The following is a 25,475-nucleotide window of genomic DNA, read 5'->3' as shown; positions in this document are numbered from 1 at the left end:
CCTGCCCCGCATCCCGCCGCCGGCGCCCCGACGCGCCCAAGGCTCTCCGGTTGTTCCCCGGCCGCCCGCCCCGCGAGCGCCGGCGCCGCGCTCCCCCTGCCATCCCGCGCGGCCACCGTATTGCAGCAAGCAGTTATTCCGGCTTTGACACAGGAGTTTGCCCGTGATCGACCGTATCCAGGCGATGCGCACGTTCGTGCGGATCGTCGACACCAACAGTTTCACGAAAGCCGCGCAATCGCTCGACATGCCGCGAGCGAGCGCGACGACGCTGGTTCAGAACCTCGAAGCGCTGCTGAACACGCAGCTGCTCGTGCGCACCACGCGGCGCTTGTCCGTCACGCCCGAGGGCGCCGCATATTACGAGCATTGCGCGCAGATTCTCGCGGAGATCGACGAGATGGAAGCGAGCATGCGGCAGACGACCGGCCTCGTCAGCGGCCGGCTGCGCGTCGAAATGCCCGGCGTGATCGCGAATGCGATCGTGCTGCCCGCGCTCGACGACTTCCATGCGCGCCATCCGCACATCGATCTGGCGATCGGCGTGAGCCTGCGCAACGTCGATCTCGTCGGCGAGGCGGTGGATTGCAGCATCCAGTTGGGCGAGTTGCCCGACTCGGGGCTCGTCGCGCGCCGGCTCGGCGTGCTCGACCACGTGACGTGCGCGAGCCCCGCGTATCTCGAACGCAACGGCATGCCGCAGACCGTCGACGACCTCGCGCATCACACGGCGGTGAACTGCCTGTCGCCGGTGAACGGGCGGCCGGTCGATTTCGACTTCGAGATCGACGGCGGCGCGACGTCGGTGAGGGTCGACGGCTTCGTGCACGTCGCGGACGAGATCGCGTATCTGACCTGCGGGCTGCAAGGCTACGGGCTGATCCAGCCGGCGCGGCTCGCCGCGCAGCCGTATCTCGACAGCGGCGAGCTTCGCGAGGTGCTGCCGAGGTGGAAGCCGCTGCCGACGCCGGTATCGGTCGCGTTCGTGAAGACGCCGCGCGTCGCGCCTCGCGTGCGCGTGTTCGTCGACTGGCTCGCGGAACTGTTCGACGACGCGAGCCAGTTGAATCGCGATCTTTCGCGCGTGCGGCAGTTGTTGAGCGGGTTGCAGCCGGCGTGACGGGCGGCGGCGGTTTTCCGCCGCCCGAATCCGGCGTTGAAGTGCAAAACGGATTCGCGCCGCGCGCGTTATCCGATGGATTTAAATTCCGATTGAAATAACGGCGAACGGGACATCAAGCCTAATTAAACCGGCCACGCGACAAGCGGTTTAAAGCGGCTATATCGGAGAAAGAAATGACGCATTCCCACTGGTTGTTCACGCTATTGCAAAGCGATTACCCGCCCCGCTGCGACTGAATCACCAGCAGCATGTCCCCCGCTTCGACCAGCGTCGGCGGATCCTCGTAAAACGACAGCATGTGCCCATTGCGCACCAGCGAGACGACGATCGCGTTCGGCACCGCATTGCTCCAGCGTCCGACCTCGTGCGGCTGCGCCGGCCGCTCGACCAGATCGACGCGGCCGCGCGTCGAAAGCAGGTCGTTCACGAACGACACGATGTAGCTGCTCTCGACCGCGTCCGCGAGCAGCAGCCCGCCGATCTTCGTCGACGACACGATCACGTCCGCCCCCGCCTGGCGCAGTTGACGCTGGTACGTCTGCTCCTGGATGCGCACGACGATCTTCGTCTCCGGCGCGACGCTGCGCACCGACAGCGTCAGCAGGATCGCCGTCGAGTCGTCCGGCACCGTGACGATCACCGCCTTCGCGTCGCGCACGCGCGCCTGCTGCAACAGGTCGTCGCGGCTCGGGTCGCCGAGCAGGCCCGTCACGCCCAGTTCGGCCGCCTGTTCGAGCGCGGACTGCTGCGGGTCCATCACGACGATCTGCTCGGGATCGAAGCCGCTTTCGAGCAGTTCGCGCACCGCGACCGCGCCGCTCAGCCCGAATCCGCAGACGACGACGTGATCGGTCAACTCCTTTTGCAGACGTTTCATGCGGAATTCCTCGATGACCCGTTGAATGACGAACTGATACGCGGTGCCGAGAAACACGAACCAGATGACGATGCGGATCGGCATCAGCAGCAGCGCATCGATCAGCCGCGCGCGCTCGGTGATCGGCACGATGTCGCCGTAGCCGACCGTCGCGACGGTCGCCATCGTGAAGTACAGCAGATCGACGAGGCCGAGCGACTCGCGCGACGGGTCGTGCAGGCCGCCGCGATCCAGATAGAGCACGACGAACGCGAGCGCGCACAGCCCGACGACGATCGCGATGCGCGTCGCGAGCACGCGTTTCGGCGACGCGCTCGGCCGCGTGAACAGCATCCGCGAGCGCGGCGGCCGCCACTGCGAGCGCATGCGCGGCAGGCGCAACCGGTACGGCTTGTGGCGGGAGGCGGGCATCGGCGGGTTCCCTCGGACGGCGGCGCGGGCGGCGGGCCGGCTGCGCTCGCGATCGTGCGGCGGCGGACGGCCACGACGGATTCTACGACGGCGCGCGCGGATTGCCGCCGGCCGGGGCCAGATCGAGCGAGCGCCGGGAAAAGCGCGTCGGATCACGCGGCGTCGTTCAGCGCGCGCCGAACGTCAACGCCATCCCCCGACGCGCATGAAAACGCGCGACCGTCGCGTACGGCAGCCACGCATCCGCCTGATACGGCGCGACGCCCGACGGATTGTGAAACCACACGCCGCCGTCGCCGCGTCCGTGCAGCAGCACCAGATGCCCGCCCTGGCGCTCGTTCGGATGCGCCGGATAACGGATCTCCGGGCTCACCGACACGATCGCGAGCGTATCCGGACCGACGCGCGCGGCGGTTGCCTCGATGTCCTCGTCGGTCAGCACGTCCACGTGGATGCCGAACGCGGCGGCGACCCACTCCGCGAACGGCCGGTAGATCAGCCCGTCGACGCCGCCGTCGTCGCGCATCCGGTACGCGCCGTGGTCCAGCGCGCCGTCGAGCAACGCGGCGCGCGGGCCGTGCGCGATGCGCCAGTAGTCCAGCGCCGACTCGAAACACGCGAGGCCGCACAGCCGCTTCGCCCAGAACCGGTAGTCGTCGCCGGTCGCGAAGCCGCTACGCCGCCAGTCCGGGTCGTCGCACGGATCGGCGTCGTCCGCGACGATCCGCGCGACCCACTCCGGGCTGCCCCACTGGCTGCGATACGGCACGCCGCGATGCCGGAACCCACCGCCGCTCACAGCATGCTCCGCGGCCGCTGCATCGTGCCGTCGAAGAAACGCTGAAGCCGAAACGCCGACACGTCGAGCGACGGCACTCCGTCGTCGAGCCATTCCGCGATCAGCCGGCCGACGATCGGCCCCATCGCGAAACCGTGTCCGCAGAAGCCGGTCGCGATCACGAGACCGCGCGTGCCGGCGGGCGCGTCGAGCACCGGGATGCCGTCCGGCAGCACGTCGATCAGCCCGGCCCACGCTTCGACGATCTGCGCGTCGCGCAGCGCCGGAAACAGCGCGCGCAGCTTCGCGAGCGCGCGCGGCGCATGCGCCGGGTTCGGCCGCGGATCGGGGTCGCGCGGATGCAGCACGCGCTCGCCGGCCGGCACGACACCCGGCAGACGGTCGCGCAGATCGCGCCACAGCGCGCCATTCAGGTGGAAGCTGAACTTGTCCCGTTGCGCCCACAACTCGGGCATGAACCATTTCAACGCGCGCAGATGGCCGAGCGTCATGTCGACGTCCACCTGCATGTCGTCCGCGAGATTGATCGCGCCGTTCGCGCGCTGCCGGATGCCGAGGCCGTGTCCCCAGAACGTCGACGCGGTGACCGCCGGCAGCGCGTTGGTCCGCATGCAGGTGCCGCGCACGCTCTGCTGCGGCAGCGTCAGCCCGAGTTCGCGCAGCAGCCGCCAGCTCGACGCGCCGGCCGTGCAGATGAGCCGGCGCGTGCGGATCGATCCGCGCTCGGTGACGACCCCGGCGATCGCGCCCGCTTCCCGCTCGACGCCGATCACGCCGCACCCCTCGAAAAACCGCGCGCCGGCCTCGCGCGAGCGCGCCGCGAACGCGGCGGCGACGCGGCGCGGTTCGGCCTGGCCGTCGCTCGCCGTGTACAGGCCGCCGACCACGCGCCCGACGAGGCCCGGCGCGATCGCGTCGACCTGCGCGCGATCGAGCGCGCGCGTATCGAGCCCATGCTGCTTCGCGACGTCGAGCCATTGAGTGAACGACGCCCAGTCTGCGTCGTTGTCGGCGACGTACAGGCAGCCGCCCTGACGCCATTCGAGATCGAAGTTCAGCTCCGTTTCGAGCCCTTCCCAGATCCGCATCCCGGCCATCATCAGCGGCACTTCGGCCGTCTCGCGGCCCTGCTGGCGCACGAAGCCCCACGCGCGCGTCGACTGCTGGCCGGCGATCCGCGACTTGTCGAGCACGACGGCGCGCACGCCGCGTTTCGCGAGGTAATAAGCCGCCGCGCAGCCCATGATGCCCGCGCCCGCGATCACGACGTCGGCTTCTACGGGAAACGGATCGTCGGTGGACGCGAAATTCGCATGCAGCGGATAAGTGGTCATCATCGGAAAAATAAGTGTCGGAAGGCAAACGCGCATCTTCGCAGCCGGTGCGTCAGGCTGCAACCAGGCCGCAATCGTCGTCATGTCACGGGGCCAACGATGCATCAGGCATTTCGCATGCCATAATCCGCGTCGGCGCACGAGGACTGTCTCAAATCCTCACACGATTTCGGATCAAACTGGCTTTTTGCGCCAACGTTCCGTTTAGAATAAGGGCCGTTTGCGCGCAACCGGGTCGTTCGGCGCACCGTTGCCACGCCGCCCGGCATGCAAAAAGAGCGCCTGAGCCGACACCGTCCGGACCCCGACAAGATTCCCAAGCAGCATGCAAAACGACGCTCGAACCACCGATTCCGTCACGGTCGCGGAACGCGTGCGCGAACTGATGACCCGCCACGGCATCGGCAAGCGCCAGCAGACAACCGAGCTGTGCCGGATTCTCCATCTGAGCTTCTCGCAGGGACACCGCAAGCTGCGCGGCAACAGTCCCTGGACGCTCGCGCAGATCAAGAAGGTCGCCGAGGCGTTCGGCGAGCCGGCCGCGCAGTTATTCGGCGCGCAGTTGCTCGACCCCGGGATGGTCGGCGCGACCGCGCACGACGCGGTGCTATGCGTGAGCGCGGTCGAACTCGCGTGCACCGCGTGGATCGGCGCGCCGGTCGAGCCGGGCGGCCGCCCCGATTTCGTCGCCTATGAGAGAAACGGTCAGTGGCGCGTCGCGCGCCACGACGGCGCGCTGTATCAGAACGCGCACGAAGTCCACAAGATCGAGATCTATCCGCGCCGCGCGGAGTCGGACAAGCCGCTGATCGCGGTCGTCGACGACGACCGCGCGTCCGCCGACAACCTGCGCGACTATCTTCAGCACGCGGGTTACGCGGCGCAGTCGCTGTACGGCCTCGCGGCGTTCAACGAAGCGTTGCAGCAGCAACTGTTCGACGGCGTCGTGATCGACTGGCTGTTCGGCAACCAGACGTCCGCCGACGCGATCCGCGCGGTGCGCTCGTCCGAGAATCCGGACGCGCCGATCTTCGTGCTGACCGGCGAACTGCTGACCGGCAAGGCGAGCGAATCGGAGATCAGCCAGATCGTGCGGCAGTACAACGTCGCGTGCTACGAAAAACCCGCGCGGATGGCGATCCTCGTCGCCGACCTGTCGAAGCGGCTCAATCGCGGCTGACCGCGAAACCGCGGTCCGTCACGCGCTCAACGGCTGCGACAAAACCAGCGCGCGCTGCAACGCGGCGCGCAACACCTCGTAGTGCACCGGTTTCGCGAGACAGTCGAAGAACGGCGTCGACGCATCACAGGCCGTCGCATCCGGCAGATCCGCGCTGACCGCAATCAGCCGCGGGCGATGCAGCGCGCGGCCCTTCAGCGCCGCGTCCAGTCCCGCGACGAACCCGTAACCGTCGCGCCCCGGCATGTTCAGGTCGAGCAGCACGACGTCGCACGGCGTGCTGCCGACGATCGCGAGCGCCGCGTCCGCGTCGCAGGCCGCGAGCGCATCGCAGCCCATCAGCGCCACCATTTCGCACAACGATTCGCGCACCGGCCGGTTGTCGTCGACGACCAGCACGCGCGGACGCTCGCCGTCGCCGCGCCCCGGCGTCCGTGCGTCGGCGGCCAGCGGGCCGGCCACGGGCGTGACCGGAATCGTCACCGTGAACGTCGTGCCCTCGCCGACCCGGCTGTCGGTCGCGATCGCGCCGCCGAACAGATCGACGAGTCCGCGCACGATCGCGAGCCCCATCCCCGCGCCTTCGTAGCGCCGCGACCGCGACGCGTCGAGTTGCGTGAACTCGCGGAAGATCAGCGGAATCTGCTCGGGCGGCACGCCGGGGCCGGTATCGCTGACGACCATCGACAGCGCGCGCGCTGACGCGACGAACTCGATGCGCACGACGCCGCGCTCGGTATAGCGGATCGCGTTCGTCACGAGGTTGTTCGCGATCTGGCGAATCCGGTGCGGGTCCGACTCGACGAGCCCATGCACGCCGCGCAGCGCGCTTTCGAATGCGAGGCCGCGCGCGCGCGCCGCCGCCTCGTTCTGGTCGACGATCGACTGCAACAGCTCGCGCGGATCGAACTGCTCGTGCCGCAATTCGAGCTTGCCCGCGCCGAGCCGCGCGTAGTCGGTCAGGTCCTTCATCTGCGCTTCGAGCTGGCGCGCGGCCGTGTCCAGACGCTGGATCACCTTGCGGTCCTCGTCCGGCAGCGGCTTCAGGCCGAGCAGTTCGATCGACGACACGATCGCGTGCAGCGGCGTGCGCAGTTCGTGGCTGATCATGCCGAGAAACGTGTCCTTCGCCGTGCTCGCCTCGCGCGCCGCGCGGCTCGCCTGCAATTCGGCCTTGAGCAGGGCGTGCTGCTGGCGGATCAGCCGCGTGCGCCGGTAGCCGTTCAGCACCAGCAGCACCGCGGCGGCCGCGCACAGCACGATCAAAACGAGGCCCGCTGCGAACAGTTCGCGCCGCTTCGCGATGAAGTCGCGGCGAATCTCCTCGCGCTCGGTGATGTCCGCGAAGCGCCGGCTCAGCGCGAGGTCGTTGATCTCGGTCCAGTGCTCGCGCAGGGCGGCGACCATCTGGTGCGCGAGCGCCGGGCTGTTCGCGACGCGGTCGAGCTGCGGCCCGAACGACGCGACCGTGGCCGACAGCCGGTCGAGATCGTCGCGTTGCCGCTTCAGCCGAGCGGGCGATCCGGACAGGCCGCGCGCCGAGCCGTTCATCACGTTCAGCTTCGATTGCAGCACTTCGTAGCGCAGCCGCAACTGGTCGGGATCGTGGTCGAGCCCGTCCGCGTAACGCAGCAACTGGTTCTCGAAGCGCCCATACGCGATCTGTAGTTGCGCCGCGTCCCAGTACAGCCCGTCGTAGTTGCCGGTGAGCCGCTGGATCACGCGCGGGTTGATCAGATTCGCGTACATCAGATAACCGACCGCAACCACCGGCGGCGCGAGCGCGACGAACCAGATCAGCAGGTGAACGAAGCGGTGCAGCGGACGTCGCATCGAACGGCGCCCGCTCACTCGATGACGGTCAGCGACGTGATCTGCCATGCGAACTTCGCGTCGCCGGCCGCGCCTTCGAGTTCCTGCGGATAGTCGTCGCGCGGATAGATCAGGAACAGCGGGCCGAAATCGCTCACTTCGAGCCGCCGGCCGTTCATCCGGTACGCGAGCAGCACGCCGTAGCGGTCCGCGTCGCTGACCGGCACGATGCACGTGTAGTCGTCGAGCGTGTGGATCTTGACGCGCTTGCCGTACGCGCCGACCGTCTTCAGCACGTCGGACAGCAGCGGCCCCTCGAACGTCGAACGCGGCGTCCACGTGGTCGACGTCGAGATCTGATGCACCGGCAGCTTCTGCAACTGGGCGTCGTCGAAGTGATACGCGTTGCGCGCGGCGTTGTTGGTCACCCGGATCTCGCCGCTCACGTCGAGCGACAACGCCGGCGCCGCGCAGACCGCCGTGGCCGCGAGCAGCGTCGCCATGCCGGCCACCCCTTGCCAGCCGAATCGGTACTGCATGTTCGTCGCCTCTCGCTTCGTCATCGTTGCCATGGACGCGCGCGATCCGCGCGCCGCCGCCCTGCGCCCGCCGGCGGCCCCATGCATAATATCGCCAATCACCGCCTGTACAATAGCCGTCGCCGCACGGTTCCCGCATGGTTCCTCTTCCCGCGCGATGCGCGCCCGACCGATGAACAAGCCGATCGTCCCGCTTACCTACGAACAGCTCGATCAATGGATCGAATCGCTGCAGCCGTTGCTGGCCGCCGAGAACTTCGCGGCCGTCGTCGGCATCCTGCGCGGCGGCGCGCCGCTCGCGCTGATGGTTTCGCACGCGACCGGCGCCCCGGTGGCGTTCCTGCGCTACGAGCGCGCGACCCGCGAAGTGCGCTGGGACTCCGCGCTGCCGCTGCCCGAACCCGGCTCGAAGGTGCTGCTGTGCGAGGACATCGCGGGGCGCGGCTTCACGCTGACCGACTCGATCGCATTCCTGCGCGAGCACGGGCTCGCGGTGCGCACGCTGACCGGCGCATACGACGACCTGAGCCGGCTGCGGCCCGACTACTCGATCGATGCGAGCGGTTATTTCGCGCTGTTTCCGTGGGAGCGCCAGGCGTACACGGACCGCTATCGCGCGGACTGGGCGCGTGACGGCGCGCACGAAGGCGCGCTGATGGCCGGCGATCACGAATACGCGGTTTATGCCATCGACCTCGACGGCATCCTGCTGCCGGACATTCCGCTCACGCGCTACGACGAGGATCTCGACGCCGCGCTGACCGAACGCGACGCGCTGCTGCCGTTCGACAAGTTTCCGGGCATCGACCTTCAGCACACCCGCGCGATCATCACGGGCCGGCCCGAGATGGACCGCGCGCGCACGCAGCTATGGCTGGAACGGTTCGGCTTCGGGCAGTTGGAACTTGTCATGCGCACGCCGGGCGAGCACGACGAGACGCCGGCCGGCGCGGCCGCGCACAAGGCCGCGGCCGCGCTGCGCTGCGGCGTCACCCATTTCATCGAAAGCGATCCGGTGCAGGCGATCTTCATCGCGCAGCGCGCGCCGCTGCTGCGCGTGATCTGGTGGAACGCGCACACGCGCACCGGCACGCTGATCGGCGCATCGGCCTGGAGTTGACCGACCACGACCGGGCCGCGGCTTCCGTCACGCGTTGGCGCGCGCCGCGTCTAACGCGTGCGCCGCGCGCTGCGACGCGACGAGGATCAGCTTCATCGTCGCGCGCGTCGCGCCGACGAACAGCTTGCGCGCCGCGCGCTCGTCGAACGTGTCGAAATCGATCTCGGTGAAAATCACGCACGGCGCGGACTGCCCCTTGAAACGATAGATCGAATCGACGAGCACGTCGCCGTCGCGATACTGCGGATTCCCGAACAGGTCGTACTGGCCGGTGAAGCTGCGCAGCCGGTGCGGGCCGAGATGATCGAGCGGCGTCAGCAGCGAGCCCTCGCGGCCGCGAAACGACAGCACGACGATGTCCTGCTTGCGAAAACCGAGCGACAGCGCCTGCGTGATCGCACGCTTGGTCGCCGCGATCGCGGGCGGCTCGCCGTCCGTCGCGGCGGCCTTTTCCTTTTCGTCGTAGGTCGACAGCGCGACGTCCGAGCCGTCGAACGGACTGCCCGCGGTCAACTCCGCAAGCGCCGGCACCGGCCGGCTCGCGACGTCGCGCATGAAGTCGAGGATGTCGCGCGGGCTGCGATAGTTCGTCGTCTCGCGCAGCACCGTCCAGCCCGGCAGCGCAACCGGCTCGCGCATGTACAGGTTCTGCAGCGGGTCTTCCAGCCACCACCACGCGCCGCCCGGACGCACCAGCCGTTCGAGCGCCGCGACCCACGCCTGCTGGAAGTCCTGCCCCTCGTCGACGATCAACACGTCGAACTGCCAGCGCGCATCGATCGGCGTCGCCGCGAAACGCTGCTCCAGTCCGCCGAACACGTCCGGGCCGCCGAAGTCCGGCACGTGGCCGCCGTCGCGCGAAACCCAGTCGCATAGCTGGTGATAGTTCGCGACCTTCGCCTCGGGCGGCGCGACCTTCACGATGTGATCGGCGAGCGGCCGGTTGAAGCACACGTACAGCGTGCGCTGGCCGCGTGCGACCGCGTCCTTCATCACCTGCACCGCAAGCTGGGTCTTGCCGGAACCGGCGGTGCCGATCACGCGCAGCCGGAACGGCGCGAATTCGAGCCGCCGCGCCCACGTCGCGAGGCCGCCCGCAAGCCGCGTGACGAGCGTGCCGGCCGCGCCGACGAGCGCGCCCGCATCCGGCGTCAGCGCCAGTTCGTCCGCGAGGAAGTGGTGGATCTTCGCCGCGCACGGCAGACGCGGTTCGTCGGCGGGCAGCGCGTCGAGCACGATCGACACCAGTTGGCCCTTGCGCGCCGCATCCACGATCCGCGCGGGGTTCACGCCCGCGATCGCCGCGTCCTTCACGACGTGATCGGGGCAATACAGCAGCTCTTCGAGAAAGTACGTGCCCGCGCCGAACGCGGCGGTGAAACGCCGGTGCAATCCCTCGACCGTGCGCGCGAGCGCGATCGACACATTGCGCTCGGTCTGCATGTACACCTTCACGAGCCCCTTCGGCGTCTCGCGCAGGAAACCGGTTTTCTGCTCGACGATCATCACGCGGCCGGCCGGGCTCACGATCACGAAGTCCGCTTCGCCGAACACCGAGAAGCCTTCGGACAGGCGCGTCCAGTGCACGCCGTGATAAACGGTGTAGCCGTCCGGCAACCCCTTCTCGAACAGCGCCAGCGTTTCGCGCTCGCGCGCGGCGGCGCCGGCCGCCTCCAGATGCTGCCAGTCGTCAGGGACAATGCGTGCCATGGGCGTTTGCCTCGATGCAGATGATGCGGATGGTGCAGATAGCAGGGATGAACCGCGTCCGGTAGCGGCTATTCTACGAGAAGCCTGGTCCCGCGCCCGGCGCGGGCCGGCTGTTCAGGGGCTTGTCAAAAAAGACCTGCGACATCGTGTATCGTTTCGGCTTGCCCGTTCGTGCGCGGGCCTGCGCATGAACGCGCAAGCCTCGCGTATCCGCCGACCGATTCCGCTGCAAGGAGATTCACCAGATGATCACGATCTGGGGACGCGCCAATTCGGCCAACGTCCAGAAAGTTTTATGGTGTTGCGACGAACTGGTGCTGCCATTCGAGCGCATCGACGCCGGCATGCAGTTCGGCCGCAACGACGAGCCGGACTATCTCGCGATGAACCCGACGGGCCGCGTGCCGACGCTCGTCGACGGCGACTTCGTGCTGTGGGAATCGAACTCGATCCTGCGTTATCTCGCGATGCAGTATGGTCCGTCGAGCCTGCTGTATCCGGCCGATCCGAAGGTCCGCGCGAGCATCGAACGCTGGCTCGACTGGTCGCTCGCGACGCTGGTGCCGGCCGAGCGGCCGGTGTTCGTCGCGGCGGTTCGCACGCCGCCCGAGAAACGCGACACCGCGAAACTCGCGGCCGACGTCGAGACCGTCGCCGAATGCTGGAAGCTGCTCGACCGCCATCTGCAAGGCCGCTTCTTCCTCGAAAACGAGCGTTTTTCGCTCGCGGACATCGTGATCGGCACGTTCGCGAAACGCTGGTTCGGGCTCGAAGGCGTCGAACGCCCGCCGCTGCCCAACCTCGAACGCTGGTATTCGCGGCTCGCGACGCGTCAGGGCTTCCGCAAGTACATCGACCTGCCGCTCACCTGAGCCCGCCTTCCTTTCATTCCTGTTTCCATCCATGACGATCCAGCTTTACGCATGGGGCACGCCGAACGGTCGCAAGATCAGCGTCGCGCTCGAAGAGATGGCGCTGCCCTACGAGGTAGTGCCGGTCAACATCGGCCAGGGCGAGCAGTTCGCGCCGGAATTCCTGCGCATCAGCCCGAACAACAAGATCCCGGCGATCGTCGATCCCGACGGTCCCGGCGGCGAGCCGATCAGCGTGTTCGAGTCGGGCGCGATCCTGCTGTATCTCGGCGAAAAGACCGGCCAGTTCCTGCCGCGCGACCTGCGCGCGCGGGTGCCGGTGCTCGAATGGCTGATGTGGCAGATGGGCGGCTTCGGGCCGATGCCGGGCCAGGTCCACCACTTCGCGGCGCTGGAGTCCGAAGAGGATCGCCGCTACGGGCTCAAACGGTTTTCGGACGAGACGCACCGGCTGTACCGCGTGCTCGACGCGCGGCTCGCGGGTCACGAATTCGTGGCCGGCGAACTGTCCGTCGCGGACTTCGCGATTCTCGGCTGGGCGTGGCGGCACGAGCGCCACAAGGTGAACCTCGCCGACTATCCGAACGTGAAGCGCTGGTACGACGCGCTGTTCGCGCGGCCCGGCGTGCAGCGCGGCTTCGCGGCGAAACTCGACTGATCGCGCGCGGCGCGCTGCCGGCCACGGGATCGCCGGGCCGCCGGTTCGGCGGATTCCGGCGCGGCGGCCCGTGCCGACGCCGCGCGCGACCGCCCCGTATAATCGCGGAATGAAGATCGCCAAACCGACCGTGCCCGCCTCCGACGACCATGACCACGATCATCACGATCACGGGCATGAGCACGGACACGCGCCGGCCGCGTCGATCGAAGCGGCGCTGTCGATGGCCGACGCGTACTGCCGCGAACGCGGCGAGAAGCTGACGCCGATCCGCCGCAAGGTGCTCGAACTGCTGCTGACGTCGGGCCGCGCGACGAAGGCGTACTCGCTGCTCGACGAAATGCGCCAGATCCATCCGGGTTCCGCGCCGCCGACCGTGTATCGCGCGCTCGACTTCCTGCTGTCGGCGGGGCTCATCCACCGGATCGAATCGATCAACGCGTTCGCGGTCTGCCACGACCTGACGCAGTGCCAGCACGGCATCCTCGTGGTCTGCCAGCAATGCGGGAACGTAACCGAACTGCACGAGCCGAAGCTGCGCCAGGCGCTCGTCGCGCAGATCGAGGCGGCCGGCTACCGGCTCTCCGGCGACGGGATCGAACTGAAGGGACTGTGCGCGCAATGCCAGGCGGATGCCGCGCAGAGCGGCAGCGAAGCCCCCGCGCGTCACGCGAAGGCCGCCGCCGCGCCGCATTAAAACGGCGGTCGACGCGGGCTCGTCAGCCGGCTGTCGCTCCATCCATCGCGAAGGTCACGCCACCACGGCGTTTCACGAAGAGCGCACCGCCGTCACGCAGCACGCCCCGTCACGATGCATTTCCGCCGCGGATTCGCGCATTCACAGCGCATGCCGCGCGTCGATCGCGTCGCGCAGCAGCGTCACGAGTTCGTCCGGCTGCGCCGGTTTCGTCATGAAATGCTGGAATCCCTCGCCGATGCTGCGCAGCCGCCAGCTTTCGCCGGTATGGCCGGTCAGCGCGACCGCGACGGCCGGCGCATGATCGCCGCGGATTTCGTGATCGCGCAAACGCTGGATCAGATAGAAGCCGTCCATCGCGGGCAGGTCCAGATCGCACACCACCGCGTCCGGCAACAGCCTGATCGCTTCTTCGACGCCCGTTTCCGCGTCGCCGACGGCGATCACGCTCGCCCCTTCCGCCGCCAGCAACGACGCCAGCGACGCCCGGCTCTCCGGGTCGTCTTCGACCAGGACGATGGTCGTCCGGTCGAGCCTGTTTACTGCATTCATCTTCGTGGGTTGAATCCCGTTCTGTCTGAGGGGCCGGCCGTCTCGCGCCGCGCGCGGATGCGGTTTCGTCCGCTCGCGCGACACCGCGCCGGACAGCGGCGGTCCGCAACCAGCAAATTCGATGCCGTGATCCCGCCATTCCGACCTGAGCCGGCCTGTCTCGCGAAGCGCACGATATCGGCGCGAAGCGACAGTTCGATGAAAGCCGGCCCGGTCCGCGTCCGCCCTGCCGCTTCACGCAAATTCACGCGCTAACCACTGGAAAAAACGCCGAAAAGGGCCGAACCGTCACGCTGTCCGCGCGCGCACCGCACACCCCAAATCCTGCCTCGATGTCCGATGCATCACCCCGCACCGAACGAATGCGCGCAGCGTATCACGCATGCCGGCGGACCTGCAGGTTCCCGCGCCCGCGTCAGATGCGCTCGCGGCGCGACCCGCTGCCGACGGCGTTACCGGTACGTCACGCGCCGACCGGCGCGACGCCGTGCGCGATCATCGCGACCGCGTGCCGGGCGATCTCCTGCGCGCCGATCCGCCGCCGCGCCGGGTCGCTGCGCCACATCTGCGACGTCGCGAGCGGCAAGATCGTCAGCCCGAGCAGCGACACGAACACCAGCGACGGTTCGAGCCCCGGATTCAGCCTGCCCTCCTTCTGCCACCGCTCGATGTGCTTCAGCGTCGCCAGTTGCTGCGCGTGGCCGAACCGCTCGTGCATCCGCTGCCGCAGCAGCCCGCCTTCGCTGATGACCTCGCGCACCCACAGCGGCGGGAACCACGGATGCTCGTCTCCCAGCCGGACAAAGCGCAACGCCAGTTCGGTGAGCGCGGCGACCGGGTCGTCCGGATGCGCGTCGAACACGCCGGCCAGCGCCGCGCGCAGCGGCAGGAAACGCTCGTCGATCAGCACGTCGAGCAACTGGTCGCGGGTCTTGAAGTAGTAATGGACCATCGCCGGCGTGACGCCGGCCTCGCGCGCGATCGCGCCGAGCGTCGTATCGACGATCCCCTGGCGCGCGAACAGCGCGAGCGCGGTGTCGAGGAGCTTCGCGCGCGGGCCGCCGCCCTGCGCGCCGCCGCTCGGGCGTCCCGGTCGACGCGCGGTCGGCGCCGACGGAGGAGAATCGGACTCTTTCATCTGGTTACCGTTTCGGCTTTGACCGGTGTGGCGGATTCGCCTATATTAATTTTCACATTAATTAATATCAAGCAGGAATTGCCCGATGGAACCCGCTTCAACTTCGCGCCCGCCGCTGCCGTCCGCGTCGCCCGAACCGTCCGGCCCCGTCGAGGCGGAGAATCATCCGCCGGTCCGGCTGCTGTTTCCCGCGCTGCTGCTCGTGATGCTGCTCGCCGCGCTCGACCAGACGATCGTGTCGACGGCGCTGCCGACGATCGTCGGCGAACTGGGCGGGCTCGACCGGCTGTCGTGGGTCGTCACCGCGTACCTGCTGACGTCGACGATCGTCGTGCCGCTGTACGGCAAGTTCGGCGACCTGTTCGGCCGCAAGATCGTGCTGCAGGCGGCGATCGTGCTGTTCCTCGTCGGCTCCGCGCTGTGCGGCGTCGCGCAGAACATGATGCAGCTGATCGTGCTGCGCGCGTTGCAGGGGCTCGGCGGCGGCGGGCTGATGGTCATCACGATGGCGGCGATCGGCGACGTGATTCCGCCCGCGCAGCGGGGCCGCTATCAGGGGATGTTCGGCGGCGTGTTCGGCGTTGCGACCGTGATCGGCCCGCTGCTCGGCGGCTTCCTCGTCGAGCATCTGTCGTGGCGCTGGATCTTCTACATCAACCTGCCGCTCGGCGCGGCCGCGCTCGCCGTGATCGGCGCGGTGTTCAAGCCGCGCGTCGCGCACGTGAAGCACGTGATCGACTACATGGGCGCGGGGTTCCTCGCGTCCGCGCTCACCTGCGTGATCCTGTTCACGAGCCAGGGCGGCACGATCCTGCCGTGGACTTCCGTGCAGTTGTGGCTCACGCTGCTGTTCGGCATCGTGTCGATCGCCGGCTTCATTCACGAGGAACGGCACGCGGTCGAGCCGATCATGCCGCTCGAACTGTTCCGCGAGCGCACGTTCGTGCTGTCGAGCCTGATCGGCTTCATCGTCGGCGTGTCGCTGTTCGGGTCGGTCACGTTCCTGCCGCTCTATTTGCAGATCGTAAAGGGATCGAGCCCGTCCGAAGCCGGCATGCAACTGCTGCCGATGATGGGCGGCGTGCTCGTGATGTCGGTGATCACCGGCCGCCTCATCAGCCGGATCGGCAAATACCGGATGTTTCCGATCGCCGGCACGTTCCTCGTCGCCGTCGCGATGATCCTGCTCGCGCGCCTGAGCCTCGATACGCCGATCCACGTGATGTACCTGTACATGGGCCTGCTCGGCTGCGGCCTCGGGATGGTGATGCAGGTGCTGATCCTCGCGGTGCAGAACGCGGTCGAGTTCCGCCACATGGGCGTCGCGACGTCCGGCGCGACGCTGTTCCGCTCGATCGGCGGCTCGGTCGGCGTCGCCGCGTTCGGCGCGGTGTTCTCGCACGGCTTGAACGCGCGGCTCGCGACGGTCATCACGCCGGACGTGCATCTGCCGCAGCCGCTGACACCGGCCGCGATCCACGCGCTGCCGGCCGCGTTGCGCGACGGTTATCTGCACGCGTTCGCGGGCGCGCTGCACACCGTGTACTTCGTCGCCGCGTGCGTGGTCGTGCTGTCGTTCGCGCTGTCGTGGCTGCTGCAGGACGTGCCGCTGCGCACGCAGCAGTGATGCGCGCGCGTCACGCCGGCTGCGCGGCGCGCTCCATCGCGCGCAACAACGTCTCGTAGACCTTCGGACGGTTGCACTGCGAAACGTTGAAGCGCAGGAAGTCGCCCGCGCTGCGCGACGCGCTGAACACGTTGCCCGGCGCGAACACGACGCCGTCCGCGAGCGCGTCGCGCGCGACGCGCGCCGCGTCCATCCCGTCGGGCAACCGCGCCCACACGAACATCCCCGCCTGCGGCCGCGTCCATATTTCGAGGCCCGCCGCGCCGAGCCGGCGCAGCGTGTCGCTCATCGCGTCCGCGAGCTTCGCGCGCAGCGCGTCGAGATGGCGGCGGTAGGTGCCGTCCACCAGCAGCCGGTGCACGAGGTCCGCCGCGACTTCGCCGTTGCCGAACGACACCGCGAGCTTCAGGTCGACGAGCGGCTCGACCCAGTCCGCGCGCGCCGCGATGTAACCGCAGCGCACGGCGGCCGACATCGTCTTCGAGAAGCTGCCGATGGTGACGACGCGCGCGAGCCCGTCGAACGCGGCGAGCCGCGGCGCGGGCGTGGTTTCGAAGTCCGCGAAGATGTCGTCCTCGACGATCAGCAGGCCGTGCGTCTCCGCGAGCTTCAGCAGCCGGTGCGCGAGCGCCGGCGCGAGGGTCGCGCCGGTCGGGTTGTGGATCGCGGAGTTCGTCACGTAGAGGCGCGGCCGGTGTTCGACCAGCGCGCGCTCGAACGCCGCGAGGTCCGGACCGGACGGCGTGAACGGCACGCCGACGATGCGGGCGCGATGCGCGCGCAGCAGCGCCTGGAAGTTGAAGTAACACGGGTCGTCGACGAGCACCGTGTCGCCCGGTTCGAGCAGGAACCGGCACACGAGGTCGAGCGCATGCGTGCCGCCGTCGGTCAGCACGATCTGTTCGGGCGCGGCTTCGACGCCGTGCTGCGCGAGCCGCCATGACAGCTGCTGCCGCAGCGCGGGCAGGCCGAGTGGCGACGCATAGTCGGACAGTTGCGCGCGCGGGTCGCGGGCCGCCGCGCGCAATGCGCGGCGCACCGCGTCCTGCGGCAGCCACGACGACGGCAGCCAGCCGCAGCCGGGCTTCAGCGCGCGCGAACCGGTTTCGAGCGACTGGCGCGTGAGCCACAGCGGATCGATGTCGCGATCGATGCGCGGCCCGAGTTCCGCGAGCGCGAGCGGCGGCGCATGGCCGGCGACGAAGAAGCCGGCTCCGCGCCGCGCGACCAGCGCGCCCTCGGCGACGAGCCGCTCGTACGCATCGACGACCGTCGATTTCGACACCCCGAGGCTGTCGCTCATCGAACGGATCGACGGCACGCGCGCGCCGGGCAGCAGCGAACGCGCGGCGATCCGCTCGCGCAGCGTGTCCATCACGAGGCCGACGCGGGTGCCCGGCAGTCCGGCGGTGTCGTTCGGTTCAGCAGTGTCCGTCATCTGTACTGCCCTTTGTCCAATACAGTTTTGAAGAATTGTACCGATCTGTAGCTTACCGTTTCGGGTCGCCGCGCGCACCATCGGCCGAATCTCATCGCCCCGTCCGAACCATGCGCAAACCTCTCGACCCGACCACCGACGGCTGGCTCTGCGGCTTCGCCGGCATGCTGATCTTCAGCGGCTCGCTGCCCGCGACGCGGCTCGCCGTGCAAACCCTCGACCCGCTGTTCCTGACCACGCTGCGCGCGACCATCGCCGGCGCGCTCGCGATCGCGCTGCTGCTCGCGTTCCGCGAAGCGCGGCCCGCGCGCCGCGAACTGCTGCCGCTCGCGATCGTCGCGCTCGGCGTGGTGGTCGGCTTTCCGCTGCTCACCGCGCTCGCGCTGCGCCACGTGAACGCCGCGCACGCGACCGTGTTCATCGGCCTCCTGCCGCTGTCGACCGCGCTGTTCGGCGTGCTGCGCGGCGGCGAGCGTCCGCAGCCGATGTTCTGGGTGTTCTCGGCGGCCGGCAGCCTCGCGGTCGTCGCGTTCGCGCTGCGGCACGGCGTCGATGCGTCGCCGCTCGGCGACGCGCTGATGCTCGGCTCGATCGTCGTCTGCGGGCTCGGTTATGCGGAAGGCGCGCGACTGTCGAAGCGGCTCGGCGGCTGGCAGGTCATCTCGTGGGCGCTGGTGCTGTCGCTGCCGGTGATGGCGCCGCTCGCGTGGTGGCTGCGGCCGGCGTCGTTCGCGACGGTCAGCGCCGCGTCGTGGTGGGGGCTCGGTTACGTGTCGCTGTTCAGCATGCTGATCGGCTTCGTGTTCTGGTATCGCGGACTCGCGCTCGGCGGCATCGCGGGCGTCGGGCAGTTGCAGCTGCTGCAACCGTTCTTCGCGTTCGTTCTGGCAGCGGTGCTGCTGCACGAGCAGGTGCCGGTCGCGATGATCGGCGTGACGGCGGCCGTGATCGGCTGCGTGGCCGGCGCGCGGCGATTCGGGAGGAGTCCGGCGCCAGTCGTCGCGCAGCGCATGTAGCGGCGGCGATGAGCGCGTGCTTCCCCGGCGGCCCGGCTTTCATCGTTGCCGTCGATGCGATGCTGATCGCAGCCGGGCGACACGCGTAGCGGCGCGAGCATCGCATGCGGCCCCGCGTTTCCATCGGCGTCGAGCCATGAACGCGCCCACGCACGATGCTTCGCCGCGCACGTCGCACGCCCACTCCCCCTTTTGAAATCCTTCAAATTCGCGCGCGGCGAAGGCATAGTGGCGCATGCGGCGCGGCTCGCGCGCCACGCCAGAACGGACCAGGACCCCGCATCATGCACACCGCCGACATGCCCACCGCCGCGCCCGGCCTCGACACGCCGCTCGTCGTCCGCGACGCGACGCCCGCCGACTTCCCGGCGATCGCCGCGATCTACGCGCATCACGTGCTGCACAGCACCGCATCGTTCGAGGAGACGCCGCCGGACGCCGCCGAACTGCTGACCCGCCACGCAGCGGTGCTTGACCACGGCCTGCCGTGGATCGTCGCGGAACTCGACGGCCGCGTCGCCGGCTATAGCTACGCGACGCCTTACCGGCCGCGCGCCGCGTACCGTCACACGATCGAGGATTCGATCTACGTGGACACGACGCTGCGCGCACGCGGCATCGGCCGCACGCTGCTGCGCGCGCTGATCGAACGCTGCGAGTCGGGTCCGTGGCGTCAGATGGTGGCGGTGATCGCGGACCCGCAAGGCGGTTCGCCCGCGTTGCATCGAAGCGTCGGCTTCGAACTCGTCGGCACGCTGCGCGCGGTCGGCTTCAAGCACGGCCAATGGCGCGACACGCTGCTGATGCAGCGCATGCTCGGCGCGGGGTCGACGACGCTGCCCGACGCGTGAACGCTGCGCGCGCCACGGCGGCGCGGCGTCATATCCAAATCTCGTTTGCTTGGTTTGCGCACGCATAACGCCGTGCGACGATCCGTTGACCCGCCGGAGCCGCGTCTGCGATCGCAGCGCGCCGCGCCGGCATCCACGTTACGGAGCGTCGCATGATCCCGTCATCCCGATTCACGCTGCGGCGCGCGTTCGCGCTCGCCGCTTTCCTGACGTTCGCGGCCGGCGCTGTGCACGCGCAGCAGCCCGCCGCGCACACGGTCCGAATCGGCTACCAGAAAGCCGGCCTGCTCGCGGTGCTGAAGGCGCAAGGCTCGCTCGAACGCGCGCTGTCGCCGCTCGGCTACGACGTGAAGTGGTTCGAGTTCCCGGCCGGCCCGCAACTGCTCGAAGCGTTGAACGCCAACAGCATCGACTTCGGCTATACCGGCGCGCCGCCGCCGGTGTTCGCGCAAGCCGCGGGCATCCGCTTCGTGTACGTCGGCGCGGAACCCGGCGGACGCCACAACGAGGCGCTGATCGTGAAGCCCGACTCGCCGGTCCGCACGCTCGCGGACCTGCGCGGCAAGCGCATCGCGTTGCAGAAGGGATCGAGTTCGAACTATCTGCTGCTCGAACTCGTGTCGAAGGCGGGGCTGCGCTACGAGGACATTCACCCGGTCTATCTCGCGCCCGCCGACGCGCGCGCCGCGTTCGAAAGCGGCAGCGTCGACGCGTGGGTGATATGGGATCCATACTATGCGGCCGCGCAGCAGGCGCTGCATGCGCGCACGGTCGCCGACTACACGTCGCTCGACACCGCGTTCAACTTCTACGAGGCGACGCGCGACTTCGCGCAGCAACAGCCGGCCGCGGTGAACGCGATCCTCGCGCAACTGCGCACGACCGGCCTCTGGGTCAACGCGCATCCGGCCGAAACGGCCGCGCTGCTCGCGCCGAAGGTCGGCCTCGACGCGGCGCTCGTCGAGACGTGGGTGCGCCGCGTGCCGTATGGCGCGACCACGATCGACGACGAAGTGATCCGCTCGCAGCAGAGCGTCGCCGATGCGTTTTATGGCGCGAAGCTGATTCCGCAGAAGCTCGTCGTGCGCGACGTCGTGTGGCACGACGCGGAAAACGGCGCGAAGGTCGCCGGGAAGTAACCGGCTTTCGGCCGCCTGAAACGGCGGCCGGCGCGGCTCTCGCGTCGAACGCGGCGCGAACGGCCGCGCATCCCGAAACGACGGCCCGACCACCCGTCGCCCCCCTCGCCGCACCGCAACACGCCGGATTCCCCGCTCCGGTCTACGCCCTCCCGCCCCACCCCGCCGAAACGCCCCGCAGCCACCACCGGGCGAATTGTCGCAACCGGGGCCATATCGCGGTGTATTGCCGCACCACGCGCCCCTCTGCGCGCTCGGGCAACCACACAAGCCGCGCCGCAAAATTGATTCATATCAACGCATTAACGTTGCACCCGGCGTTTTCCCCCCGCGCAACTGCGACACGCTGGCGCACGCCGCACCGCAGCAAAGCCGCGCCCTTTCTCTTACGATGCGCCCATCTGCCCCAAGTGCAGTGCGCCGCGGCAACGGCCGTCGCGCGAAGCCATCCGTATCCCACACGCATATGGAAACCTCCTCACTCTCGGCCTTCGATCTGGCCCGCCTGCAATTCGCATTCACCGTTTCGTTCCACATCGTCTTCCCCGCGCTGTCGATCGGCCTCGCGAGTTTCATCGCCGTGCTCGAAGGCTGCTGGCTCAAGACCGGCAAGGGCTGGTACAAGGACCTGTGCCTGTTCTGGTCGAAGATCTTCGCCGTCGCGTTCGGCATGGGCGTCGTCTCCGGCGTCGTGATGAGCTACGAGTTCGGCACCAACTGGTCCGGCTTCTCCGCGTTCGCCGGCCCGGTCACCGGCCCGCTGCTGATGTACGAGGTGATGACCGCGTTTTTCCTCGAAGCCGGCTTCCTCGGCATCATGCTGTTCGGCTGGAACCGCGTGAGCCCGCGCGCGCACTTCGGCGCGACGCTGATGGTCGCGATCGGCACGCTGATCTCGACGTTCTGGATCCTCGCGTCGAATAGCTGGATGCAGACGCCGCAGGGCTTCGAGATCGTGAACGGCCGCGTCGTGCCGACCGACTGGTTCAAGATCGTCTTCAATCCGTCGTTCCCGTACCGCCTCGCGCACATGGCGATTGCCGCGTTCATCGTCGCGGCGCTCGTCGTCGCGGGCACCGGCGCGTGGCATCTGCTGAAGGGCCGCCGCGATCCCGCCGTGAAGAAGATGTTCTCGATGGCGCTCGGCCTGCTGCTCGTGCTCGCGCCGGTGCAGGCGTTCGTCGGCGACCAGCACGGGCTGAACACGCGCGAATACCAGCCCGCGAAGATCGCCGCGATCGAAGGGCTGTGGGACACCGAAAAGGGCGGCACCGCGCTGAACCTGTTCGGCATCCCGGACATGAAGGCCGAGACGACCCGCTATCGCGTCGCGGTCCCGCACCTCGGCAGCCTGATCCTCACGCATAGCTGGAACGGCGAGATTCGCGGCCTGAAGGAATTCCCGCCCGACGAACGGCCGAACTCGACGCTCGTGTTCTGGAGCTTCCGCGTGATGGTCGGCCTCGGCCTGCTGATGATCGCGCTCGCGGTCGCCGGCTGGGTGCTGCGCCGGCGCGGCACGCTGTACGAAGCGCGCTGGTTCCAGCGTTTCGCGCTCGCGATGGGGCCGACCGGCTTCGTCACGCTGCTCGCGGGCTGGGTCACGACCGAAGCGGGCCGCCAGCCGTGGGTCGTGTACGGCGTGATGCGGACCGCGCAAGCCGTGTCGCCGCTGTCCGCGCAGCAGGTCGGCGTGTCGCTGATGGCGTTCGTGATGGTCTATTTCCTCGTGTTCGGCACCGGCGTCTATTACCTGCTGAAGCTGATGCGCACCGGCCCCGCGCTGCCGGGCAAGACGCCGGACGGCGTGCCGCCGCACGGCGCGCAGCCGATGCCGGCCCTGCCCGCCGACAAGACCGCGCGCCGTCCGCTGTCCGCCGCCGATCAGTTGATCGACGCCTGATCCACGCCCTACTTCCGACGAGGCCAAAATGGATGTCACCGTAATCTGGGCTGCGATCATCGCGCTCGGCGTGTTCATGTATGTCGTGCTGGACGGCTTCGACCTCGGCATCGGCATCGTCTTTCCGTTCTTCCCCGACGAGCGCGAGCGCGACCTGATGATGAACACCGTCGCGCCGGTCTGGGACGGCAACGAAACGTGGCTCGTACTCGGCGGCGCGGGACTGTTCGCGGTGTTTCCGGTCGTCTACGCGACCGTGCTGTCCGCGCTGTATCTGCCGCTCGTGTTCATGCTCATGTGCCTGATCTTCCGCGGCGTGTCGTTCGAACTGCGCGCGAAGTCGAACCGCACGAAGTATCTGTGGGACCTCGCGTTCATCGGCGGCTCGACAGGCGCGTCGTTCTTCCAGGGCGTCGCGCTCGGCGCGTATCTGCAAGGCATCCCGGTCGAGAACGGCCGCTTCGCCGGCGACTCGTTCGGCTGGTTCACGCCGTTCACGCTGCTGACGGGCCTAGGCGTCGTCGCGACCTATGCGCTGCTCGGCTGCTGCTGGCTCGTCGCGAAGACCGAAGGCGACCTGCAGCGGCGTCTGCACCGGATCGTGTGGCCGCTGACCGTCGTGCTGCTCGGCTTCATCGCGGTCGTCAGCCTGTGGACGCCGCTGCAGGAGCCGGACATCGCCGGCCGCTGGTTCGATTCGGGCCTGTTCTGGCGGCTCGCGCCGGTGCCGTTCCTCGTGATTGCGTGCGCGGGGTGGATGTGGCGCGCGGTGCGCAACCGTCATCACGCGACGCCGTTCATCGCCGCGCTCGGCCTCGTGCTGCTCGGCTACATCGGACTGCTGGTGAGCCTGTGGCCGTATGCGATTCCGCAAAGCGTCACGTTATGGGAAGCGGCCGCGCCGCGTTCGAGCCAGATCTTCACACTGATCGGCGCAGCGGTTATCCTGCCGATCATCATCGCCTATACGACGATGGGTTACTGGGTATTCCGTGGAAAGGTGAGCCATGCAGACCAACACTACCACTGAGCGTCGCCGGCTGCCCGGCTGGTTATGGTTCGTGCTGCTGTGGTGCGCGGGCGTCGCGGCGGCGATGAGCCTCGGGTTCGCGTTCAAGGTGCTGATGAACCTGACGCTGTTCGCGGTGAAGTGATCGAGGCCGACGCGTTTCCGGTTTCCCTTTGAATTGCGCGGCGCTCATCGCGGGCGGCCGCGCTTTTTCGAGGGCGGCTGCTGCGTGCGCGCGAAGTCCAGCGCAACTGCCAGCAGCTCACGAGCCGCATCGTCGGGATCGCTCGCGGACGTGACGCCGAACACGATCCATCCGTTCATCGCGGCCCTGCCGTAAGGCTGGAACGGCTGCGCACGATGCGAATCCAGCCGCTCCTGCGCAACGTGCGCCGGCAGCTTCAGCGCAAGCCCGTCGCCGTATGCGCACGCGAACATCCGGCCGTCCGCGAACCACGCGGGACAACCGAACAGCGTGCGGCCCGCGACGTCCGGCTGCGCGGCCAGCACCGCATCGACCGCCGATCAGTCCGAACCAGGCGCAAAAGCCGATCGCGACACAGACCATGAACACGCGATCCCACGGACGCTGCGAACGCGACACGAACGGCGCCATCCGTTCCGCGAGCAGCGCCGGATCGACGCGCGCGAGCCACAACCCGACCCACAATCCCGCGGCGCCGAGTTCGAGCAGATAGAGCCATGCAGCCGGCCACGCCAACGTGCCGGCCGCCGCGAACAGCAATGCGCTCATCGTCGCGAGCCAGCCCAGCGTCTGCACGAACAATCGGGCGATCATCGCGGGTTCCGTGCGGTGCTCAGAGGCTCGCGCCGCGTCCCGCCACCCGCGCGTAAAGCGCATCGACGTCGAAACCTGCCGTATCGATGCCGAAGCGTTCGCGCAGACACGTTTCGAGTTCCCGCGCGCTGCCGAGCGTGCGCTCGGTGCGCCGCCATTGCGGGTCGCATTCGCTGTAGCGATCGTTGAACAGGATCGCGCGGCCCTCGGGCAACGGCCGGCACGCGAGCAGGTTGCCGGTGAACAGCACGTCCGGCGACGTGGACGTGTACCAGTTCGCGACTTCGTAATCGACGGACTCCGCACGCGCAAGATCGAAGCGATAGATCGGCTTCCAGGCGTCGCCCATCTGCACGGACAGCGTATATGCGCCATCTGGTGCTTCGTCGATGCGCGCGGGTTCGTGCGGCGTCGGCTGCGCGTCGCGCGAGGCGAGCGCCAGCGGCGCGCACAGCGTGACGCCGCCGAAGCCGACGTCCGCGATCCACGCGTCGCCGTCGATATCGACTCGCAGCAGCATATGCGTGCGCGGCGTAATCGCGTCCGGGCCGCCGCCGATCAGCACGCGCGCGGCGAGCGGCGTCACGCGAAAACCGAACTGCGTCAGCGCATGCGCGAACAGCGTGTTGTGCTCGAAGCAGTAGCCGCCGCGCCGGCGGTCCACGAGTTTCGCGGCGATCGAATCGAGGTCGATCGCCACCGGGCGGCCCGCGAGCGGATCGAGGTTTTCGAAAGGGATCGCGGGCGGATGCAGGCGATGCAGTTCGCGCAGCGCGGCGAGCGTCGCGGCGCGCTCGCCGTGGTAGCCGATGCGGGACAGGTAACGGTCGAGGAGGCGGGTGTCGGACATGGGGAGCGAGATCGAGGCGTC

Annotated in this window: 24 protein-coding genes and 1 pseudogene; 13 read left to right on the top strand and 12 right to left on the bottom strand. The window is 68.6% G+C overall.

The features are described 5' to 3' along the window. Positions 1-163 precede the first annotated feature (163 nt). Complete coding sequence (locus BLV92_RS24005) at positions 164-1,120, top strand: LysR family transcriptional regulator (RefSeq protein ID WP_090549867.1); 957 nt, start codon at positions 164-166, stop codon at positions 1,118-1,120. 217 nt (positions 1,121-1,337) lie between these two features. Here BLV92_RS24005 and BLV92_RS24000 read toward each other — a convergent pair whose 3' ends face one another. From BLV92_RS24000 to BLV92_RS23990, 3 genes are all read right to left on the bottom strand, one after another. Further along, entirely contained in the window at positions 1,338-2,411 is a 1,074-nt protein-coding gene (locus BLV92_RS24000) for a potassium channel family protein (RefSeq protein WP_090549865.1), read from the bottom strand. Positions 2,412-2,577: 166 nt separating this feature from the next. Continuing rightward, positions 2,578-3,210 (bottom strand): C39 family peptidase, encoded by a 633-nt coding sequence (locus BLV92_RS23995; RefSeq protein WP_090549862.1) that lies wholly within the window; start codon positions 3,208-3,210, stop codon positions 2,578-2,580. Further along, positions 3,207-4,547: an NAD(P)/FAD-dependent oxidoreductase gene (locus tag BLV92_RS23990; RefSeq protein ID WP_090549859.1), complete on the bottom strand. Its 1,341-nt coding sequence runs from the start codon at positions 4,545-4,547 to the stop codon at positions 3,207-3,209. Before BLV92_RS23990 ends, BLV92_RS23995 begins: the two co-directional genes overlap by 4 nt. A 322-nt stretch (positions 4,548-4,869) precedes the next feature. Here BLV92_RS23990 and BLV92_RS23985 point away from each other — a divergent pair, with 322 nt between their 5' ends. Continuing rightward, on the top strand, positions 4,870-5,724 hold the full coding sequence (locus BLV92_RS23985; RefSeq protein ID WP_090549856.1) for a helix-turn-helix domain-containing protein: 855 nt from the start codon (positions 4,870-4,872) through the stop codon (positions 5,722-5,724). Between the two features lie 18 nt (positions 5,725-5,742). On the opposite strand, the gene BLV92_RS23980 is transcribed toward BLV92_RS23985, so the two are convergent. Beyond that, entirely contained in the window at positions 5,743-7,557 is a 1,815-nt protein-coding gene (locus BLV92_RS23980) for an ATP-binding response regulator (protein WP_090549854.1), read from the bottom strand. A gap of 14 nt (positions 7,558-7,571) precedes the next feature. Further along, positions 7,572-8,075, bottom strand: a complete 504-nt coding sequence (locus BLV92_RS23975) for a putative pterin-binding protein (protein ID WP_373681899.1) — start codon at positions 8,073-8,075, stop codon at positions 7,572-7,574. Positions 8,076-8,247: 172 nt separating this feature from the next. On the opposite strand from BLV92_RS23975, the gene BLV92_RS23970 reads away from it, so the two are divergent. Beyond that, positions 8,248-9,195 carry a phosphoribosyltransferase gene (locus BLV92_RS23970; RefSeq protein ID WP_090549851.1) on the top strand — a complete coding sequence of 316 codons (948 nt, stop codon included), beginning with the start codon at positions 8,248-8,250 and terminating at the stop codon, positions 9,193-9,195. A 27-nt stretch (positions 9,196-9,222) separates the two neighbouring features. Here BLV92_RS23970 and BLV92_RS23965 read toward each other — a convergent pair whose 3' ends face one another. Beyond that, positions 9,223-10,905: an ATP-binding domain-containing protein gene (locus BLV92_RS23965; protein WP_090549848.1), complete on the bottom strand. Its 1,683-nt coding sequence runs from the start codon at positions 10,903-10,905 to the stop codon at positions 9,223-9,225. Between the two features lie 245 nt (positions 10,906-11,150). Between BLV92_RS23965 and BLV92_RS23960 the strand changes: the two genes are divergently transcribed. The 3 genes from BLV92_RS23960 to BLV92_RS23950 all read left to right on the top strand — a co-directional run bounded on the left by BLV92_RS23960 (position 11,151) and on the right by BLV92_RS23950 (position 13,132). Further along, the gene (locus BLV92_RS23960) at positions 11,151-11,777 is read left to right on the top strand and encodes a glutathione S-transferase family protein (protein WP_090549845.1); all 627 of its coding nucleotides are present in this window, start codon (positions 11,151-11,153) and stop codon (positions 11,775-11,777) included. Positions 11,778-11,808: 31 nt separating this feature from the next. After that, a complete protein-coding gene (locus BLV92_RS23955; RefSeq protein WP_090549842.1) occupies positions 11,809-12,435 on the top strand; it encodes a glutathione S-transferase family protein in 627 nt (208 codons plus the stop codon). Between the two features lie 109 nt (positions 12,436-12,544). After that, positions 12,545-13,132 carry a Fur family transcriptional regulator gene (locus BLV92_RS23950; protein ID WP_090549839.1) on the top strand — a complete coding sequence of 196 codons (588 nt, stop codon included), beginning with the start codon at positions 12,545-12,547 and terminating at the stop codon, positions 13,130-13,132. A 141-nt stretch (positions 13,133-13,273) separates the two neighbouring features. Here BLV92_RS23950 and BLV92_RS23945 read toward each other — a convergent pair whose 3' ends face one another. Both BLV92_RS23945 and BLV92_RS23940 read right to left on the bottom strand, forming a co-directional pair. Further along, positions 13,274-13,684: a response regulator gene (locus BLV92_RS23945; protein WP_090549836.1), complete on the bottom strand. Its 411-nt coding sequence runs from the start codon at positions 13,682-13,684 to the stop codon at positions 13,274-13,276. Between the two features lie 463 nt (positions 13,685-14,147). Next, on the bottom strand, positions 14,148-14,822 hold the full coding sequence (locus BLV92_RS23940; RefSeq protein WP_090549833.1) for a TetR/AcrR family transcriptional regulator: 675 nt from the start codon (positions 14,820-14,822) through the stop codon (positions 14,148-14,150). A gap of 85 nt (positions 14,823-14,907) precedes the next feature. Here BLV92_RS23940 and BLV92_RS23935 point away from each other — a divergent pair, with 85 nt between their 5' ends. Beyond that, positions 14,908-16,449 carry an MDR family MFS transporter gene (locus BLV92_RS23935; protein ID WP_090549829.1) on the top strand — a complete coding sequence of 514 codons (1,542 nt, stop codon included), beginning with the start codon at positions 14,908-14,910 and terminating at the stop codon, positions 16,447-16,449. A gap of 10 nt (positions 16,450-16,459) precedes the next feature. Here the strand turns inward: BLV92_RS23935 and BLV92_RS23930 are convergent, their stop codons facing one another. Then, the gene (locus BLV92_RS23930; protein WP_090549826.1) at positions 16,460-17,887 is read right to left on the bottom strand and encodes an aminotransferase-like domain-containing protein; all 1,428 of its coding nucleotides are present in this window, start codon (positions 17,885-17,887) and stop codon (positions 16,460-16,462) included. Positions 17,888-17,997: 110 nt separating this feature from the next. Between BLV92_RS23930 and BLV92_RS23925 the strand changes: the two genes are divergently transcribed. From BLV92_RS23925 to BLV92_RS32210, 6 genes are all read left to right on the top strand, one after another. Continuing rightward, positions 17,998-18,903 carry a DMT family transporter gene (locus BLV92_RS23925; RefSeq protein WP_090549823.1) on the top strand — a complete coding sequence of 302 codons (906 nt, stop codon included), beginning with the start codon at positions 17,998-18,000 and terminating at the stop codon, positions 18,901-18,903. 284 nt (positions 18,904-19,187) lie between these two features. After that, positions 19,188-19,754 (top strand): GNAT family N-acetyltransferase, encoded by a 567-nt coding sequence (locus tag BLV92_RS23920; protein ID WP_243842701.1) that lies wholly within the window; start codon positions 19,188-19,190, stop codon positions 19,752-19,754. Positions 19,755-19,906: 152 nt separating this feature from the next. Then, positions 19,907-20,893 carry a sulfonate ABC transporter substrate-binding protein gene (locus tag BLV92_RS23915; RefSeq protein WP_090549821.1) on the top strand — a complete coding sequence of 329 codons (987 nt, stop codon included), beginning with the start codon at positions 19,907-19,909 and terminating at the stop codon, positions 20,891-20,893. Positions 20,894-21,359: 466 nt separating this feature from the next. After that, positions 21,360-22,796: a cytochrome ubiquinol oxidase subunit I gene (locus BLV92_RS23910; RefSeq protein ID WP_090549818.1), complete on the top strand. Its 1,437-nt coding sequence runs from the start codon at positions 21,360-21,362 to the stop codon at positions 22,794-22,796. 28 nt (positions 22,797-22,824) lie between these two features. Further along, complete coding sequence (gene cydB / locus BLV92_RS23905; RefSeq protein ID WP_090549816.1) at positions 22,825-23,826, top strand: cytochrome d ubiquinol oxidase subunit II; 1,002 nt, start codon at positions 22,825-22,827, stop codon at positions 23,824-23,826. Then, positions 23,804-23,950 carry a hypothetical protein gene (locus BLV92_RS32210; RefSeq protein WP_166676711.1) on the top strand — a complete coding sequence of 49 codons (147 nt, stop codon included), beginning with the start codon at positions 23,804-23,806 and terminating at the stop codon, positions 23,948-23,950. Before cydB ends, BLV92_RS32210 begins: the two co-directional genes overlap by 23 nt. A gap of 44 nt (positions 23,951-23,994) precedes the next feature. Here BLV92_RS32210 and BLV92_RS23900 read toward each other — a convergent pair whose 3' ends face one another. From BLV92_RS23900 to BLV92_RS23895, 3 genes and pseudogenes are all read right to left on the bottom strand, one after another. Further along, positions 23,995-24,315: a TfoX/Sxy family protein gene (locus tag BLV92_RS23900; protein WP_090549813.1), complete on the bottom strand. Its 321-nt coding sequence runs from the start codon at positions 24,313-24,315 to the stop codon at positions 23,995-23,997. 10 nt (positions 24,316-24,325) lie between these two features. After that, positions 24,326-24,604: pseudogene (locus tag BLV92_RS32710) on the bottom strand (isoprenylcysteine carboxylmethyltransferase family protein); the annotation flags it as partial. 19 nt (positions 24,605-24,623) lie between these two features. After that, positions 24,624-25,454 carry an arylamine N-acetyltransferase family protein gene (locus BLV92_RS23895; protein ID WP_090549810.1) on the bottom strand — a complete coding sequence of 277 codons (831 nt, stop codon included), beginning with the start codon at positions 25,452-25,454 and terminating at the stop codon, positions 24,624-24,626. Between the last annotated feature and the right edge of the window lie 21 nt (positions 25,455-25,475).

Source organism: Paraburkholderia caballeronis, assembly GCF_900104845.1.
GTDB classification, from domain to species: Bacteria; Pseudomonadota; Gammaproteobacteria; order Burkholderiales; family Burkholderiaceae; genus Paraburkholderia; species Paraburkholderia caballeronis.
This window is presented reverse-complemented; position numbering and strand designations above follow the sequence as displayed.